This window comes from Bradyrhizobium sp. Kon37 (assembly GCF_055807535.1).
The window spans coordinates 52,205-69,132 of the sequence record NZ_JBVVOY010000013.1 but is presented as its reverse complement, the minus strand read 5'-3'; the positions used below and the strand labels follow the sequence as shown (position 1 = coordinate 69,132).

Genomic DNA, 16,928 nt, shown 5'->3' with positions numbered 1-16,928 from the left:
ACGTAAAAGGGAGGATGGCGTGAGCCAGAAGGACGAATTCCACAATCTCGACGACACAGCCGACGGATTGTTTCGCGAGCTCGCGGCAGGCGTGACCACGCGCATCTTCTCCGGCGAGCAGGCGATGCTGTCGGTGGTGACCCTGGCGCCGCATGCGCAAGGCACGCTGCACCATCATCCCGAGGAGCAATGGGGCGTGCTGCTCGATGGCTCCGCCATCCGCGTCCAGGGCGACGAGGAGATTGCCGTGAAGAAGGGCGACTTCTGGCGCACGCCGGGCAACGTGCCGCACACCATGCGCGCCGGCCCCGACGGCGCCCGCGTGCTGGACATTTTCAGTCCGCCGCGGCCAGAATACAGAAAAGCGGGATCCGGTTTCGGGACCACTTAAAGCGCCAAGAGCAAAAGCCGGGCGCGAGACACAAGAGGGAGGGGACCATGACGATCACACGACGGACGCTGCTCGCAGCGCCGGCTATTCTCGCGATGACGCCGGCGTTGGCGCAGGCTTCAAAAATCACGCTGGTGGTGCCGTTTCCGCCGGGCGGATCGACCGACGCGATGGCGCGGCTGCTCCAGAGCCATCTGCAAACCAAGCTCAACCGCATCGTCATCGTCGAGAACAAGTCGGGCGCCGCCGGCGCGCTCGGTGCGGCGCAGGTCGCCAAGAGCCCGCCTGATGGCTCGACGTTCCTGGTCACCTTCGATTCCCACGCGGTGATCCCCTCCATCCTCGACAAGCCGCCCGTCGATGTCGAGCGCGAGCTGATGCCGGTGTTGCTGGTCGGCACCGCGCCTTACGTGATCGCCGCCGGTGCGGGCCGTCCCTACAAGAGCTTTGCCGACGTGGTGGCGGCCTGCAAGGCGACGCCCGGCGCGGTGAAATATGCCTCGGTCGGCATCGGCACGCTCGGCCATCTCGCCATGACCGTGCTCGGCAACAAGGCCGGCGTCGAGATCATGCACGTGCCCTATCGCGGCGGCGGCCCCGCGATGAACGACGTGCTCGGCGGCCATGTCGATCTGATCGCCGGATCGGCGGCGCTGGTCGCAGCCCAGCTCGGCACCAACATGCTGCGTCCGATCCTGCAGCTCGGCCGCGAGCGGCTGCCCGGCCTGCCGGATACGCCGACCGCGATCGAGGCGGGCTTCCCGGATTTCGAGACGCTGGCCTGGTGGGGCATCTTCGCGCCCACGGGCACGCCGCCGGACATCGTCGCAAGCCTGGCGACCGCGTCCAAGGAGATCCTGAGCGAGCCCGCCACCGCCGCCCAGCTCAAGGAGACGCAGCAGATGACGCTGCTGCTCGAGGACGGCCCGGCCTTCAAGACCTTCTTCGACAAGCAGGTCGCCATCTGGGGCAAGGTGGTGAAGGACAACAATATCCGGGCGTAACGGCAGCCCCCCGCATTGAGCAACGCGGAGGGCTTCCGATCCCGCCTCCGCTTTGATATGAAGCCCCGGTAACCCGCTCTGCGGGTTCCGCGGTCCCGTAGCTCAGCCGGATAGAGCGACGGTTTCCTAAACCGTAGGTCGGAAGTTCGAGTCTTCCCGGGATCGCCAGCTTCCTACCGCGGTAAACCCCTTAAAACGTAGGCTTTTTGAACCGTGCGCTGTCCGTTCTCCATGAGGATGGGTGCTAAAACGTCATTACCGTCCATTACGCCCAGTACCATGGATTACAATGGGTTACGCCCAGTGCCGTCAGCTCCGTGCAACGCGGATGCAACACGGAGGTAGCCCTTTGTTCGTGATCCGTCCGCCGCCCTGGGCGTCCTGCGAGCGAGGTTGCTCGGCGGATTGCCCACGAACTTGCAGGACGCAGTAGATGGAAGGACCGATCGGTCGATACGCGCGAGCCCCCGAAGATTACACTGGCACTAAGAGTGTCGCCCATGTGCTTGGAGCGTGCGTAGCGAACACCATCTCGGCCAGCGGGCTTTGTCCGCGCAAACAGGCCGGACATCTGATAGCAAGCGATCTGGCCAAAAGTCTGCTACAATCCTGACAAGTGGGGGGCCGTCCACATCTGCAATCTGTACTCGATCACCACCAACCAAGCCGCCATCAGCTCGCTGTTCCGTGTCGTCAACCGGTACGTCGGCAACCTGGCGCCGCTGGCCGGCGTCTTTCCGGACTACAAGGCGCCGATCGTCCGGACCGGCGCCGAGGGTCGCGAGCTCGTCACGGCCCGATGGGGTATGCCTTCGTCTGCGCACGCGCTCATGGAGGCGACCAAGAAGCGCGCGGCCAAGCTGGAGGCAAAGGGCAAGCCCGTCCACTTCAAGGAATTGCTCCGGATGGAGCCGGATTCTGGAACCACCAACATCCGCAACGTGAAGAGCAAGCACTGGACGAGATGGTTGGGTCCGGAGCACCGCTGCGTCGTGCCGCTCAACAGTTTCAGCGAATTCAACACGGCCGAGGGCGGCGACATCTGGTTCGCACTCGACGAGTCCCGCCCGCTCGCCTGCTTCGCCGGCATCTGGGCCAACTGGACGTCGGTAAGGAAAGTCAAGGAAGGCGAGACCACCAACGACCTCTACGCATTCCTCACGACGGAGCCGAACGCCGAGGTCGGTGCCATCCACCCGAAGGCGATGCCCGTGATCCTGACGACGCCGGACGAAGTCGAGACCTGGATGACGGCGCCTGTGGAGGAAGCCCTGAAGCTGCAGTGGCCGCTTCCGGATGGAGCGCTCCGGATCGTCGCCCGGGGCGTCAAGGAAGATACCCCGGCTTCGCCTTCGTAACTCCGGGAACACCCACCGGTCGGCGACTAGGGAGCTGGAGCCCATTGAGGCGCTTGACTTCACGCTCGCCATTCGAACAAAAATAGAACAAACGATTCCTGCCGCGAAGGTCCGCGTGACTAAACTGCCGCAACTGCCCGTCTACTATTATCTCGACCATTTCGCCGAAATGCTCGGGTTCGTGCAGCGAACGTACGAACCCGTTCTTGGCCCGGATCATCACGCGTTCATAGCGCGCTTCGAGGGCCTTTCGAGAGATGCCCGATGCCTGTTGATCCGCATGATCAACCGGCGTGGTGCGATATTCAATCGGTCCCTTTTCGACTACACCGAGATCGACGATATCGAGCAGGCGACGTCGGATCTGATGATGGTCGGTCATGCCCGGGTGCTCGGTGAAATCGACTACGCAGGGTTTGTCGCGTGTCTTCCCAAAGATGTCCTCTTCACCGGTGCACAGGCGGCTGGGTGCAAAGACGTCCGCAAGTCTTGGGCCAAAGCCAAGTTCATCGACTACTATCTCGAACAGATCCCGTTCTCGACGGCCGCGCAGCGCTGCGGCGCCCGGAAATTCATCGCTCTCGACGGCACGCGGCCAATCGAATTCCTGCTCTATCTCTACTTCGGCAAGACCGAGGTGAACCTCAAGAACTTCGCGCTGCGGGACTTGGGCATCCTCCGCACCAACCGCGAGACCGCGTTCAGCGCACGCTTCACCGATGCCGAGGAGGCGCTTGCCTCTTTCCACTACAGCCAAATTCTCGACCGCCTTGAGCACGGATCAGAACCTGTCCACAGGCGGGCCGCCATCGACGTTCTGTCCGGGCCTGCCTGCGAGACACAGTACGCCAAGGACCTCCGCAGCCGAGCGGCTCATCAGACCGGACTTTTCTTCGAGAAAGCGGGCGAGAGCGATCTTGCCCGTCAGCTCTACCGCGCGGGATGCTCGCCGGAGTGCAACGAGCGCCTGGTCCGCCTGCTTTGCAATACCGGGGATCGCACCGGAGCCGAAGACCTGCTGCAGCGGATGATCGATGATCCCGCCAGCGACGGGGAGCACATTTTCGCAACCGACTTCTACGCTCGCAAGTTCGGAGGGAGGCGCACAGGCGTCTACACCGAACTGCTGCGGTCCGGGCGAACGATCACCGTCGACGATACCCATCGGGGCAATCCAGAAGCAGGCGTCGCCGGCGTTCTGCGGCGCGAGGGCACCAAGGTTTTCTTCACTGAGAATGTGCTGTGGCGTACCCTGTTCGGCCTTCTCTTCTGGGACGAGCTCTTCGAGAGCGCCCGTATGCCCAGCGGGTTCGACTGGCTACCGCATTGCCTGAAGGACCGCAGCTTCCGTCGGCTCTTCGCCGGGCCGATCGACGAGAAGCTGGCCGCCATCGCCTCCGGAGCTTCTCTTCCGTTGATCCTCCGCACCGTCGCAGCAAAATGGGGCCGCCCGAATGGGATCTTCAGCTGGGATCTCGTGCAAGTGGAGGCGCTCCGCGCGCTGCTCGAAGGATGCGATCCGAGCTCCATAGCCAGCATCATCCGCAGCATGTGCGACGACTTCCGCGGCATGCGGGACGGTTTCCCCGATCTGATGCTGGTACAGGACGGCAAAGCGTCCTTCATGGAGGTCAAGGCCGAGGGGGACGTGATCCGCCGCAACCAGCTGACCCGCCTCCGCCAGCTCGGCGCCGCCGGCATCAACGCCGAGATCGGTCGGGTGGATTATCGTTTCGACCCCGAGCAGGATTACGTAGTGGTCGACATCGAGACGACCGGCTCCTGGTCGAACGGCGATCGCATCACCGAGATCGGCGCGGTGAAGGTTCGCAATCACTGTGTCGTCGACGAGTGGCATTCTCTCATCAATCCTCAGCGGTCCATTCCCGCAAAGATCGTTCAGCTGACTGGCATCACCAACGAAATGGTTCGGGACGCACCTGTGTTCGCGGAGGTAGCGGACCGGTTCATGGACTTCATGGGGGACGGCATTTTCGTGGCCCATAATGTCAGCTTCGACTACGGTTTCATGGCTTACGAATTCGAAAGGCTCGCGCGGCGCTTCAGATTCCCGAAGCTCTGCACGTGCGCGGGAATGCGACGGCGCTATCCGGGACACAAGTCCTACGGACTTGGGAAACTTTGCGAGATATATGGCATCTCGCTCCACAATCATCATCGAGCCTTATGCGACGCGCGGGCAACGGCGCAGTTGTTGAACCTCATCAACAAGAAGCGGGACGAAGAGGGGTGCCGCGAAGCAGCGTAGCCAATCATAATCCAGCAGGTGCCTGGAAGGACCAAGCTATGCGGCCGCATCTGAGAATTCAGTCGATCCTGACAAGGGTTCGTTGATCCGCTGACTTGTAGATCGCTTCCATGAGCTTCATGTCGCGCAATCCTTCCTCGCCCGGCGTTCTTGGCAGAGTGTCGGTGAGAACGCATTCCGCCATGTGATCCAATTCCAGGGCGAACTGGTCTTTTGCGGGGATCTCGATCAACGCCTCGGTCTCGCGGCTATCTATTGCGCGACGCACTGTCAACCGCTGCCCTTTGTAGGGATAGGCATTGTCCAACAGGAGATTGCCGCCGTCCGAATGGACCGCCAGGCGCGATGCCCTATGGATGCCGTAGCTGGTGGAAAGGTTGGCCATAGCGCCGGAAGGGAAACGCATGATCCAGGCGACGCTCTCTTCCACTTCGCGAAAACGCGGATCGCCGTCGGCCGAGTGGATGCGAGCCTCGATATCGACGGGCTCCTCGCCGGTAACCGCCCGCGCGGCGTTGAGACAATAGATGCCGACGTCTGGCAGGGATCCGCCGCCGGCCAATGCCTTGCGGAGCCGCCATTGCTCCGGATCTCCTTGATTCTGACCGTTGATCGATTCGATCAGCTTGATCGGCCCGAGGTCTCCGCTTTGCGCACGACGAATGACCTCCAAGTGATGAGGCTGGTAGCGACACCGATAGGCGATCATCAGCTTGACGCGCGCCGATGAGCACGCTTCGACCATCGACCGAGCATCCTCCGAACTCGTGGCCATCGGCTTCTCGCACAGCACATGCTTGCCGATGGCCGCCGATCGGAGAACGTACTCCTTGTGCATCGAGTTCGGCAGAACGACGTAGACGACCTTGACGTCTTCCATCTCGCGGAGCCGCTCGAGTTCCTCATAACCGAGCAGAGCTTCCCGTTGGACGCCATACTGGCGGCCAAGCACGGTCAGCTTGTCCGGCGATCCCGAAACCAGCGCGGCCACGCGGCTTTTCTTCGCTTGCCCGAAGGCAGGCAGTATTTGCTCGACAGAGAGACGACCCAAAGCGACGACGGCGAAGCCGACGCGTTCACTCGACGGGAGGGGGCCGTCCGCATTCTCTTCGCCCGCTTCACTTGATCTTACGATGGACGGGAAGGTTAACTTGTCTCCTTGCGTCATCCCGGTGTCTACAGGTGCGGCTTGAGCCAATCCGGCACGCGATGCGTTTGCAGCCAGTAGCGTCGCTGCCGAAAGTCCGAGCGCACCACGGCGCGTCAGGGAAGAATGCGGAGAGCCTATGCCGAGCTTTGTCATCGCACTCAAACCTGCCAAGATTGCACCGGTTCCTCCACATCCGGCATCAGCCGGCGAATAAACATCGCGCAGCTAGTGATCCAAAGAACCACCGAAATCGTTTGGCGCTGCCCAGGATGGAAGGCCGCCTTCACCGTGCAATGCAGGGAGCGTCAGGCCAAGTTCCAGCGATAAGGTAATTTCTGATAACACGAAATATCACTTGCGCCGTCGGGCAAAACAGTGGTTCATAAGGCGCTGGTCCTAGCAAGACGAAGGAGCCAGCCCGATGGCAAATGACGTCGATACATCTTCGGAATTGTCCAAGATTGCGAAACTGAACGGCGACTTCCGAAGGAACTACGGCACGCTCATCGGAGCGATTTTGTATCTCCGGACCGTGAGCGCCGCCCGCCGAAGCCCTTGGCTTTGGGCCGGCCTGATTTCGATCGCTCTTTCGACCGTGCTGAGCTGGTTGGGGCGGCACGGTTGGTATTTGCCAGCCTTGCCTTGATGGCACCGAACAATGCCCCCTTTTCCTTGTAAAGCGCGCCCCGACGCCGACGAAGGGAATCAGATGAGAGCCAGACGTAGCGTCCCGAACTCAGCGGGGCAGGTAACAGCACGTAGTCCTCGATCTCCCGATTCGCCGCATCCAACCGCATCACGGCAAGCAGGCCCGATGAGATCTGCCTACGGTAGGCTTTCCATTGCGCAGCGTGGTCCTTTCCACGATGCGCCAGTCGTCGCGCGACGAGAAACGAAATCATGCGCGCGCCTCCGACAGTCAAGCCCTATGCCGTTCGGAACAAGATCAGCCTGAAGGCCAAGGCCGGTTCGCAGCGCCTCCGCGAGTTCGGTGGCATGCCTCGATTGTTCGGCGGCCCAAAAATCCTGCATATCGATCCAGTCGCAGTCGCGCGGCGACACGTATCCGATCAGCGCATAGGCCTTCCGCAGCGAACCGAAGTGCTTCACGTACGAGGAGACGTGATTGAGACCCAGCGTCGTATTGATGATGTGCGAGTTGAGTTTACCGCGCCGGCGGAGCGTGAGACGAAGGCGCAACAGCATCTCTTCTTCCGGAATCTCCACGCGGCGCTCGGCCAGCAGCTTCTGGGCGCGAGCGAAGATGCCTTAGTCCACGATAGGCTCGATCGCCGCAGCGCCCCGGACCCAAGCGTTATCCGGATTCTTGACCAGCTTCTGCCCCAAGCGTCTTGAGGTGCGATTGTAGACGGTCTTACCGATGTAGTTCTCGTTCCCGAGAATGGTGGGTATCATGCCGTCGGTCCAGGGCCGACCGTTGTGATTGGCGATGCCCGCCTCGTTCAGTTGGCGACTGATGTCGCTGTAGGACTTCCTGCAGTTGACGAACTGGTCGAAGATGTCCCGGATCACGGCGGCCTCTTCGGCCGACCCGTGCTGCAGGCGAACGCGATCCGATTGCAGAGCCTTGAATTGTCCCTTGCGAGAAGGGCCTTCGGATGCTCGCTTTCGTCGACCATCAAGCGTCGGAGGCCGTAGCCAACGGGAGCGCCAACGCGGTATCCAAGGCTCGCGACCCGGCAGTGTCCGGCGTGCACCTTGACGGAGAGCTCCCGGCTCTACTCGGCGGCCATGCCGCGCTTCAGGCTTTTCGCGATCCCGGAAACAAAGGTGCCGTCGTTCTTGAATATCTCCGCGCAGTATTCGACCTGGACGCCACTCCGCTTGCACAGGAATTCGTAGTAGGCACTCTCGTCGACATCTTGGAACCGGCCCCAGCGACCGACGTCGTAAGCGAGGATGTGGTCGAAATCGGCTCGACCCGACTGAACATCTTCGATCAACTCGATGAGACCAGGACGCCCCTTGATCCGGAGTCCGCTCCGGCCCTCGTCGCGATAGGTGCGCGCAATCGTGAGCGCGTTTCGTCTCGGCATAGGCGGCGATGGCAGCGATCTGGTTCGCGATCGAGTAGCGCTGGAGCTCCCTCGACATTCGAACGTACTGCGCAGCACGGGCCGCCCGGGATCGCCTCGCCAAGCTTGTCCCTTTGGGAACAACGAGCCAGTTACCTATGCACCCTCCTGCCACGTCGGAGGTACCTGCGAGTGCAATTACACCTTTCACGGTCGGGATAGCAATGCCGAGCAGCCTGCCGGCGGCACTGCGGCGCACCTCATGCCGGCACCGGAAGGTGGCGTTGTGCACAGCGCCGCGGAATACGGGGACAAACCTCAGCCCTGCCGATTGCGAATCCCTGCTGCGTGCTAACCGCCCGGAACGAGAAGACAGGCGAATGGATTCGTCCCGTTAGGAGCAAGCTCGATGCTGATGACGAAGGAAAGACGGCCGGCGATCAGAATGCTGCGCGGATGGGCGCTCAGCCTTCGGCAGGAGGCGGGCGCCATCCACGAATGCGAGGAGCACGGCTGGGCAAAGGACCGGGCCGACCTTCACGCGCGCGAGCGCGCGTTGGACATCGCGAGGCAGGAGCCGCCGGACGGCTTGTCTCCGGATCAGGCTGTCGCCGAGCTGCGCGGAATGCTGGATTCGATCGGCGATTCCTGCCCTGAATGCCCGCCCGACTGAACCGCACGGACCGATCCCGTCGTCAACGGTCAAGGGATCAGGGGTGCCTCCATAGTGCCGAGATGCTCAGCAGCGGCACGCACTCTGCCAGCGTGCTTTCGCCGCTTGTCCGCGAACTCCGCTGCGTCTACCGACGAACGCACCTTGTAGCCAGCCGCCGTCAAGCGGGCGCACACCCGCGGCACTTCCGCAGCACTGGTGTCGTCGGATTGTGGCTTGAGGCCGATCAGTCCATTCAGGTCGTCGATGAGGCGCAATCCTTCGCTTCGGAGCAGGATCGCCAGCGCTCGGCTCCCGCGGTCCTCGATCAGCAGTTCGAACATCAGTGCGAGGTCCAGCATGGCCCCGAGCGTTGCAGGCCAAGCCGAGCCGACGCCAACCGATCGAAAGTAGATCAGGGATGGATGGGAAGCATGGCTCTGCAGGACGGTGGCGCACCAGTCCCGTCCTTTGTAAAGCACGCGCCTGATTTCCTCCGGAGACTCGAGGTCGGCGTAACGCTCCAGCAATCCGAGAGCCGAGGGTGGCTGACCTGCAGCCGTCGTAAGTTTGAGAATTCCGGCATCGCGGCGGGAAATACCCTCTTGTACCTGAAGGAGGTAAGTAACAGCCATTGTCAGGACCGAGAGGCCCGAAAGGCCGGCCAGGATGAGCGCCCAGCGTGCCGGGCCATGGGCCTCGATGCCGCTCAGTCCCACGGTGCACAGCGCGCTTCCGACGATGAAAAGTGCCTCCTGGAAATCGGCTGGTGGAGAAAACCAGTCCCCCAACGCATGTGCGATCAGGCCGAAGCCCAGCCACAGAAGGACCATCCAGATAAGGAAGGAGCCCATGAGGATCGCCGGAGCGAAGCTGGTCGAGACCCCGCTCTTGCCACGTCGAGCCCACTTCCAAACCGGAAGCGCGACTGCGAGGAGTCGTCGCGCCACGCGTAGTGCACCGCGGCTCTCTCCCGGCACCACCACAGTATCGAATACGTCTCGAAGCGCGAAGACGACGAGGACGACGCCTGCCGCAATCTCGATCCCGTGTACGAACATCGGCCACTAACAGACCTCTGCTCCGGTCGTTCCAATAGATCCGATCGGCGAGCGGAACACAGTCGGTACCGCCCTGGAGACCACGCTAGTTCGGCCGCCGCCCTGCTGGTCAGCGTCGGCGGAAATTCCGAGTAGGTCGCGGCCAACCACTTAGCATTCCGAGATGAACTGCTGACTAACCGACCGTCAAGGATTGCGCCGCGAGAACGAGATCGCGTAGGCGCCGTTGCGGACATCGACCATCGGATCGTCGGACTGCTCGATCCCGTCGGTGAGTTGGCCCGGCAGGAACAGGAGCTTCTTTTGCGCCTCCTCACTGTTCGCCACGGCTTTGTCGATCGTCAGCACGCCAAGATCGACCAGCTTGCGATCATCAGGCCAAGGCTTCGATGGGTCCTTGGTGGAGTCGCCCTCGGCAGCGAGTTGCGCCTTGAACCGGAAGGTCACCGGCCCCTGCTTCAATCGTGAGGGCAGCTCCTCCATCAGGAAGTCCGGCGTCATCTTCGCAGCCTCCGCCTTGTCCAGGTGCACGAGCTTCTCGGGAATCATCTGGTAGCGGACGGCCTGTCGCTGACCACCTTTGTTGACTAACACAAACGCATTGATGCCGAAGTAGGCCTCGTTAGCAAAGCTGTTCGGCGTGGCGACCGTGGCGAAGGCAGCTGGGACAGTGGGGTGGCTTGCCACGAACTGCTCAAATTTCGTCGGCTTGGCCGCGTCCGGTGGGCTCTGCGCGATTGCGACGAGCAGGTCGCGAAATTCCTCGCTGGTAGCGACGGGGAAGAATTTGAGCGAATTGATCACGATGTCCGTGTCGCTGCCGTCGGGCAGGTGAAATTTCACCGAGATGCCATGCGGATTGGCGTCATCCGATCCGTCGGGCAGATTTGGTACTCCCGTGGAGTCCGAGAACCGCACCGTCACCGGGATGTCGGTGCCGCCGAAATGCACGGCCTTGCTCAAGCCGGCAGCTTCCGGAGATGCCTTAAACTTCCCCTCGGCCACGACCCCCTTGGCGTGATTGGCACGGAATCCAGCGTGGACGCCGAATACCTTGTTCATCTGGTTGACGATCTGCTCCTCGACCGGCGCGTCCTCCGCTCGGGTGACAGCGGGCAAGGCCAGGCCAAACGTGACCAGCGCGGCGACGAAGTTGCGGTTCATCATCAGCGGCTTCTCCTCTAACGGATATTGCAGCATAGCAGCATAGCTAAGCAGACCAACAGGGGCCCTGTAACTCTAACGGACCTTTGACTGGTTGGCCCCGTCCTGTCGCGTAAGCTCAGCATGAGCGCACTGGGACGCACCGGCGATCACGGATCTGGGTGCGTCCCTGGCGCGGCTTGTTGGCTGCCACACAATTGAGTGGGGCCGAACGCAAAACTCTTTAGGTGTCTTACGGACGTAATCGTCCAAAATGTCGAGGGACAACTATGTTTGCCAGAATGACTATTGTGAGTGTCATTGCTTGCACTGCGGCCGCATTAACCGCGATTGACGCGTCTTCTTTAGGAGGGCCCGAGTTCTTTCTCCCCCTCGATGACGCGGCACAGGTTGCGGCACGAAACGTCTTGGTGAAGGCGGTCGATTACCGGGGCAGTCCGGCGCTCGAGGTTCGCCGCCTTGTCTCGGGCGCTGCTCCGGACATAGACACCTTTGCTTTCGTGCCCAGCTTTGACTTTCATAACGGCACCATCGAGATCGAACTTGCCGGTAGCCCGCTTCCTGACGCGCCTCCAGGAGCGCGCGGATTCGTCGGGGTGGTGTTTCGGGTTCAGACAAGTGATGGGTCCTTTGCCACCGAGGGCATTTACGTGCGCCCGACCAACGGCCGTGCGGAGGACCAAGTTCGGCGCAATCACTCAACGCAGTACTTCGCCTATCCAGGTTACGACTTTGCTCGCCTCCGCCGCGAGGCGCCGGGCCAATACGAGTCCTACGTCGACTTGAGTCCGGGCGAATGGACGCCGGTGCGCATCGAGGTAAAAGATAACACCGCAAGGCTGTTTGTGGGCGATGCTTCGCAACCAGCTTTGATCGTCAACGATCTGAAGCACGGACCGGACGCGCACGGCAGCGTTGGGCTCTATGTCGACAACGGCACTGATGGGCATTTTCGGAAGCTCCGCGTCCGGCGTACGAACTGACCTGTGGAAGCTGATACGTCACCCTCCCTATTGCTCCGTTGCCAAAGAGCGCCTCAGCCGCCCTGATGTCTGCTTTCGCTGGGATTGTGTTGGCAGCTCGGTACGGCGGCGAGGAGTTCGCGCTTTTGCTGCCCAACACCGGCGCGGAGGGATGCGGCGAGGTGAGTGAGCGAGTTCGGAAGGCGTTGCGCGAACTCAGCATGCTGCACGCTCTAAATCTTCCTTCCAAGCTCGTCACGGTCAGCCTCGGAGGCACCACCAACACCCCATCCAAGGTATGACCGAAGATGCCCTTGTCGCGACAGCAGACCGGGCGCTCTATGCGGCCAAGGAAAGCGGTCGCGATCGGCTGTGTGTGCAGGTCAGGTTATCCCTTGGCCCGGCGCAAAGACCGCATGAGCCCAGGCGCCTGAGCGCCATCCACCCGAAGGCGATCCCCGTGCCCGACGGTGCCGGAAGAGGTCGAGACCTGGGCTGCCGAACGCGAATGAAGCAGGATCCGGCATCCGACTTAGCGCTGCGGATCCATGGTCGTTCACGCAGTTGTTGCGGCGCTTTCTTAACTTGGATCAATGCGCTGGCGCTAAACTGGCCAAAAGTACCGTCTGAGGCGCACAGGACCTGTTTCTTTCCGGCTAAGTTAGTTTCTATCGCCGGCAGATACCGTTGGGCGCCGGCGCTGAGAGTTCAAGCGGGCTCCCGCCTATCAGGCCGGGAGTGGCGTGTCGTCATTCAGGTCGCACGAGGGTGATCCGATGCCGGCAAATCTTGCGTCAGCGCTCATTACCAAACTCGCTGTGTCGAACCATCTGGATGGCGAGGACATCCGCGCCATTCAGGGCCTGCGCATTCGTGAGCGGCATCTCGGCGCCCGTGAAATTATTGTCGCGGATGGCGTTCGTCCGGGCGAGTGCTGCTTGATCGTTGAGGGGTTTGCCTTCCGCTCGAAAACCACCGCCGACGGAGAGCGACAAGTCCTGTCCTTGCATATTCCCGGTGACATACCTGACCTTCGAAGCCTTCACCTCGGGATCATGGACCACGATCTGGTCAGCCTTTCGCCTTGCACGCTGGGGTTCATTTCGCAAACCGAGCTGACGGAAGTGACGGCACGACACCCGCACCTGGCCGCTGCCTTGTGGCGAGAGACGCTGATCGATGGTTCTATCTTCCGCGAATGGATCGTGAATGTCGGGCGGCGGCCCGCGCTGCAGCGAATGGCTCACCTGTTGATGGAAGTGCACGAGCGGCTTCAAGCAATCGGGCGCACTCGGGGGGGGGAGAGTTTAGCTTGCCCATCACTCAAATTGACCTTGGCGATTGTTTGGGACTTTCAGTGGTCCATACGAACCGTACCCTTCAAGCTCTGCGCGGGGAACGGTTGGTGGAAACGGACAGATCGGGCTTCAACTTGCTCGATGAGGAGCGGTCTGCGGCCCAAGAGCTTTGAAGTGCTGCGCTATCTCGCCGAGCGCGCCGGACGGACGGTTACCAAGGAAGAATTGATCGCGGCCATCTGGCCGAACGTCACGGTCAGCGAGGAGTCGCTGACCCGCTGCATCAGCGACATTCGCCTCGCGATCGGCCGTCCCGCCCAAGAGATCATCAAGACGCTGCCCAAGCGAGGCTATTTGCTTGAAGGACCCGTGTCACGCGACGACGACCAGATCGATCCGTCGGCAGGCAACCTCGCGCTACCCGACAGGCCTTCGATCGCCGTTCTGCCCTTTGTCAACCTAAGCGCCGATCCCGCGCAGGACTTCTTCGCTGATGGAATGGTCGACGACATCATCACGGCGTTGTCCCACTTCAAAGCGCTCTTCGTCATAGCGCGGAACTCGAGCTTCACCTACAGGGGGCGCGCGGTCGACGTGAAACAGATCGGGCGCGAGCTTGGTGTGCGCTATGTCCTGGAAGGAAGCGTTCGCAAAGCCGCTGACCGGGTACGGATCACGGGACAGCTGATCGATACCACCTCTGGAGCACATCTGTGGGCCAATCGGGTCGATGGCAGCCACCGCGATATATTTGGCCTGCAGGATCAAGTCACCGAGAGGGTCGTCAGCGCCATCGCATCGGCCGTCGAAAAGGCGGAGATCGAGCGCGCGAGGCGCAAGCCAAAGCCGAGTCTGGATGCCTATGCGCTATATTTGCGCGGGATGGCCAAGGTGTATCAGTTTGCGAGCCGGCAAGCGAACGAAGAAGCCTTGCGCCTGTTCTACCGTGCGATCGAACTCGATCCAGACTTTGCATCTGCCTACGGTCGCGCCGCCTCTTGTTACGCCCGTTCCAAGGCCGACGGATGGATTGCGGTCACGCCAAACGAGATTGCCGAGGTGAAGCGACTCGCTCGGAAAGCGATTGAACTGGGGAGAGACGATGCGATCGCGCTTGCCGCGAGCGGGTGGGCTTTAGCGTTTGTCGTTCGCGATCTCGCCGCAGCCGCTGACTTGATGGATCGGGCGCTTGTGCTCAACTCCAATTTGGCAGAGGCTTGGCGTTTCAGCGGATGGGTGAAGAGCTGGCTCGGGCAGCCCGAAGCGTCGATCGAGCGCTTCGCACGCGCCATGCGCTTGGACCCGCTCGATCCTCGGATGAGCGGGATACGAAGCGGCGTCGCCCACGCACATTTCTTCGCGGGCCATTACGACGAGGCGGCAGGCTGGGCTGCAATGGCATTGCTGGACAGTCCAGATTTTCAACCCGCTTTACGTATCGCTGCCGCAAGCAATGCAGTGGCCGGTCGTCTGGAGCAGGCACGGCGTTCGGTGGCCAGGCTGCGGGGCCTAAATCCGAAGCTGCTTGTTTCCAGTTTGACAGACAGCTTGGGGCCTTATCAAAAGGCCGAGAACGTGTCGCGATACGAAGAAGGATTGCGTCGGGCCGGACTGCCGGAATAACGATCGGCAATGAGGTCTCACGACCCAGTGAAGCACTTCCGGTTTTGGCCCCTAGCTGACCTGCCACCCGCAGTTGGTCCAGGACCGCTTGTGACCCAATTCGGACATCACCCCTCCGGCACCCCTACGAGGCGCAAGCCTGCATACACCCGCTCGCGCCAGGCAAGGTAAGTCGGATCATCGCTTGATTTGGCGGCGCGCAAGCGATTGACGGTAAAGCCCGGGTTGAGCGAAAGTCCCACCTTTGCGGCGGTTCGCGCCTCATCCAGCGCGCCGAGTAAGCCCAAGGCAGCGGCCAAATATAAATGGGCGAGAGGATAATTGCGGTTGGCTTCAATGCTTCGTCTTAGCCAACCAGCAGCTTCGGCATCCGCACAGAGCTGCAGCTTGGCCATGCCCACACAATAGAACCACCAATAGGCAGCGATATCCCGGGGGGAGAGACGGAGGGCCTCGAGTATATGGCCTTCGGTCTCAGCAGCGCGACCGGTAAACATTTTGGCCAATCCGATAGCGCTATGAGCGTTGGCCAAATTGGCATTGAGTACTAACGCATGTTCGCATTCAGCGATCCCTCGGGCAGCGCGGTTTGTAAAAATGTAGACATAACCCAAGACCAGGTGGGCTTGTGCATGGTCCGGGGCCAATGAAAGCGCTTTGATCGCATACGTTTCGGCTGCCGAAAAGAGCGGGGCTCGGTTGTCCGTTAACAGGTCGGCCCCGATGGTCACATCGACAAATGCCATGCCGACCATTGCCTCGATACTTCGTTGATCGATGGCTAAGGCCTGTTCGAAAAAACCGCGCGCCTGAGTCAGGTACTCGGGGGTCGGCCCCATAAATATGGAAGCCATGCCCTGGAAATATAGATCCATCGCATCGGGATGGGACGAACGCTCCGCTCGTCGTGCCTCGGCTACGATGAGTTGGGCATCTAATGTGCGGGCGAGCCTCGATACGATTTCGTCCTGCATATCGAAAAGATCGGCGACGGGCTTCTCGAAGCGCTCCGCCCAAAGAGTTCTTGCGCTCTCGGCGTCAATTAGCTGCACGTTCACCCGAAGCCGCTTGCCACGACGCTGTACTGAGCCTTCAAGCACATAGCGGATATTCAACTCCCGCCCGATCTCGCGTACGTCGTTTGATTTGCCCTTGTATGAGAAGGCGCTGTTGCGGGCGATGACGAACGAGCCGCTGATGCGCGACAGGTCAGTGGTCAGGCTCTCAGTGACACCATCGACAAAGTAATCTTGCTCCGGGTCACCGCTAAGGTTGGCGAACGGCAGCACAACGATGGAAAGGCGAGGCGGCGAAAGTGGGCCCGACCTGGTGCGCTCAGCTTGTGCCGCTCGGCTGGGCCTGTCCGGGACCACCGCATAAGCTCGGACCGGAAGGGCAATGTTCTTGAGATTCTGCTCGCCCAGATCGAAGAACTCAACCGCGACCTTGCCTCGAACGTAATCGTAGGCAGAAGACGAGATGCAGATGCCGCCGGGCTCTGCGATGCTCTCAAGCCGCGCCGCAATGTTAACGCCGTCTCCAAAGACATCATGGGGCTCGACGATTACGTCGCCGATATTGATGCCCACGCGGAAGGCAATACACCTGTCTTCAACCTCACCGATGGTAAGTTCCTTGATGCGGGTCTGGAATTGAATAGCAGCTCGGACCGCTTTGACCGCGCTCGGAAACTCGGCCAAGAACCCGTCGCCGGTGTTCTTCACGACGCGGCCGCCGTGTTCCGCAATCGCGGGCTCAACATTTTCTGCTAGGAGGGCGGTCAGTTTCGAATGCGTCCCCTCTTCGTCGTGGTGCATCAGCCGGGAATAGCCAGCCACGTCAGCGGCCAATATTGCCGCCAACCTGCGCTCAACCCGGACTGGCCGCTCTTCCACCATGGCATGCAATCCGACCTACAGCATACCGTACGACGGATCAGAGGTGAGTGCCAAACGCGTTT

General features: G+C 61.2%; 16 protein-coding genes and 1 tRNA gene. 10 read left to right on the top strand and 7 right to left on the bottom strand.

Features of this window, described 5'->3' with window-relative positions; all coding sequences use genetic code 11:
- The first annotated feature begins 19 nt into the window (after positions 1-19).
- The 5 genes from AC0L3J_RS22910 (at position 20) to AC0L3J_RS22890 (ending at position 5,022) form a co-directional block, all read left to right on the top strand.
- Positions 20-391 (top strand): cupin domain-containing protein, encoded by a 372-nt coding sequence (locus tag AC0L3J_RS22910; protein WP_247283068.1) that lies wholly within the window; start codon positions 20-22, stop codon positions 389-391.
- 47 nt (positions 392-438) lie between these two features.
- Positions 439-1,395, top strand: a complete 957-nt coding sequence (locus AC0L3J_RS22905; RefSeq protein WP_456766620.1) for a tripartite tricarboxylate transporter substrate-binding protein — start codon at positions 439-441, stop codon at positions 1,393-1,395.
- A gap of 91 nt (positions 1,396-1,486) precedes the next feature.
- Positions 1,487-1,563: transfer RNA gene (locus AC0L3J_RS22900), tRNA-Arg, on the top strand.
- Between the two features lie 464 nt (positions 1,564-2,027).
- Positions 2,028-2,753: an SOS response-associated peptidase gene (locus AC0L3J_RS22895; protein ID WP_473348432.1), complete on the top strand. Its 726-nt coding sequence runs from the start codon at positions 2,028-2,030 to the stop codon at positions 2,751-2,753.
- Between the two features lie 115 nt (positions 2,754-2,868).
- Positions 2,869-5,022, top strand: a complete 2,154-nt coding sequence (locus AC0L3J_RS22890) for a 3'-5' exonuclease (protein ID WP_456766619.1) — start codon at positions 2,869-2,871, stop codon at positions 5,020-5,022.
- A 58-nt stretch (positions 5,023-5,080) separates the two neighbouring features.
- Here the strand turns inward: AC0L3J_RS22890 and AC0L3J_RS22885 are convergent, their stop codons facing one another.
- A complete protein-coding gene (locus AC0L3J_RS22885) occupies positions 5,081-6,343 on the bottom strand; it encodes a Gfo/Idh/MocA family protein (protein WP_456766618.1) in 1,263 nt (420 codons plus the stop codon).
- Positions 6,344-6,593: 250 nt separating this feature from the next.
- Between AC0L3J_RS22885 and AC0L3J_RS22880 the strand changes: the two genes are divergently transcribed.
- Positions 6,594-6,818 carry a hypothetical protein gene (locus tag AC0L3J_RS22880; RefSeq protein WP_456766617.1) on the top strand — a complete coding sequence of 75 codons (225 nt, stop codon included), beginning with the start codon at positions 6,594-6,596 and terminating at the stop codon, positions 6,816-6,818.
- A gap of 179 nt (positions 6,819-6,997) precedes the next feature.
- On the opposite strand, the gene AC0L3J_RS22875 is transcribed toward AC0L3J_RS22880, so the two are convergent.
- From AC0L3J_RS22875 to AC0L3J_RS22865, 3 genes are all read right to left on the bottom strand, one after another.
- Positions 6,998-7,399, bottom strand: a complete 402-nt coding sequence (locus AC0L3J_RS22875) for a hypothetical protein (protein ID WP_456766616.1) — start codon at positions 7,397-7,399, stop codon at positions 6,998-7,000.
- Between the two features lie 42 nt (positions 7,400-7,441).
- Positions 7,442-7,705 (bottom strand): recombinase family protein, encoded by a 264-nt coding sequence (locus AC0L3J_RS22870; RefSeq protein ID WP_456766615.1) that lies wholly within the window; start codon positions 7,703-7,705, stop codon positions 7,442-7,444.
- 206 nt (positions 7,706-7,911) lie between these two features.
- The gene (locus AC0L3J_RS22865) at positions 7,912-8,229 is read right to left on the bottom strand and encodes a recombinase family protein (RefSeq protein ID WP_456766614.1); all 318 of its coding nucleotides are present in this window, start codon (positions 8,227-8,229) and stop codon (positions 7,912-7,914) included.
- 388 nt (positions 8,230-8,617) lie between these two features.
- Between AC0L3J_RS22865 and AC0L3J_RS22860 the strand changes: the two genes are divergently transcribed.
- Positions 8,618-8,881, top strand: coding sequence for a hypothetical protein (locus AC0L3J_RS22860; RefSeq protein WP_456766613.1), 264 nt, complete (start codon positions 8,618-8,620; stop codon positions 8,879-8,881).
- Positions 8,882-8,910: 29 nt separating this feature from the next.
- Here the strand turns inward: AC0L3J_RS22860 and AC0L3J_RS22855 are convergent, their stop codons facing one another.
- A complete protein-coding gene (locus AC0L3J_RS22855; protein WP_456766612.1) occupies positions 8,911-9,921 on the bottom strand; it encodes an ion channel in 1,011 nt (336 codons plus the stop codon).
- A 186-nt stretch (positions 9,922-10,107) separates the two neighbouring features.
- Entirely contained in the window at positions 10,108-11,088 is a 981-nt protein-coding gene (locus tag AC0L3J_RS22850) for a catalase family peroxidase (protein WP_456766611.1), read from the bottom strand.
- A gap of 404 nt (positions 11,089-11,492) precedes the next feature.
- Here AC0L3J_RS22850 and AC0L3J_RS22845 point away from each other — a divergent pair, with 404 nt between their 5' ends.
- The 3 genes from AC0L3J_RS22845 to AC0L3J_RS22835 all read left to right on the top strand — a co-directional run bounded on the left by AC0L3J_RS22845 (position 11,493) and on the right by AC0L3J_RS22835 (position 14,968).
- Positions 11,493-12,068 (top strand): hypothetical protein, encoded by a 576-nt coding sequence (locus AC0L3J_RS22845; RefSeq protein ID WP_456766610.1) that lies wholly within the window; start codon positions 11,493-11,495, stop codon positions 12,066-12,068.
- A 65-nt stretch (positions 12,069-12,133) separates the two neighbouring features.
- A complete protein-coding gene (locus AC0L3J_RS22840) occupies positions 12,134-12,349 on the top strand; it encodes a diguanylate cyclase domain-containing protein (protein WP_456766609.1) in 216 nt (71 codons plus the stop codon).
- 474 nt (positions 12,350-12,823) lie between these two features.
- The gene (locus AC0L3J_RS22835; protein WP_473348343.1) at positions 12,824-14,968 is read left to right on the top strand and encodes a winged helix-turn-helix domain-containing protein; all 2,145 of its coding nucleotides are present in this window, start codon (positions 12,824-12,826) and stop codon (positions 14,966-14,968) included.
- 107 nt (positions 14,969-15,075) lie between these two features.
- On the opposite strand, the gene AC0L3J_RS22830 is transcribed toward AC0L3J_RS22835, so the two are convergent.
- Positions 15,076-16,866, bottom strand: coding sequence for an adenylate/guanylate cyclase domain-containing protein (locus AC0L3J_RS22830; RefSeq protein WP_456766605.1), 1,791 nt, complete (start codon positions 16,864-16,866; stop codon positions 15,076-15,078).
- Positions 16,867-16,928: the final 62 nt, after the last annotated feature.

What these genes read in the sequence shown, in the direction of transcription:
- AC0L3J_RS22905 (WP_456766620.1), top strand. Translation starts at nt 439, where the DNA reads ATGACGATCACACGACGGACGCTGCTCGCAGCGCCGGCTATTCTCGCG.
- AC0L3J_RS22880 (WP_456766617.1), top strand. Translation starts at nt 6,594, where the DNA reads ATGGCAAATGACGTCGATACATCTTCGGAATTGTCCAAGATTGCGAAA.
- AC0L3J_RS22865 (WP_456766614.1), bottom strand. Translation starts at nt 8,229, where the DNA reads ATGCCGAGACGAAACGCGCTCACGATTGCGCGCACCTATCGCGACGAG.
- AC0L3J_RS22860 (WP_456766613.1), top strand. Translation starts at nt 8,618, where the DNA reads ATGCTGATGACGAAGGAAAGACGGCCGGCGATCAGAATGCTGCGCGGA.
- AC0L3J_RS22855 (WP_456766612.1), bottom strand. Translation starts at nt 9,921, where the DNA reads ATGTTCGTACACGGGATCGAGATTGCGGCAGGCGTCGTCCTCGTCGTC.
- AC0L3J_RS22850 (WP_456766611.1), bottom strand. Translation starts at nt 11,088, where the DNA reads ATGATGAACCGCAACTTCGTCGCCGCGCTGGTCACGTTTGGCCTGGCC.
- AC0L3J_RS22840 (WP_456766609.1), top strand. Translation starts at nt 12,134, where the DNA reads ATGTCTGCTTTCGCTGGGATTGTGTTGGCAGCTCGGTACGGCGGCGAG.
- AC0L3J_RS22835 (WP_473348343.1), top strand. Translation starts at nt 12,824, where the DNA reads ATGCCGGCAAATCTTGCGTCAGCGCTCATTACCAAACTCGCTGTGTCG.
- AC0L3J_RS22830 (WP_456766605.1), bottom strand. Translation starts at nt 16,866, where the DNA reads ATGGTGGAAGAGCGGCCAGTCCGGGTTGAGCGCAGGTTGGCGGCAATA.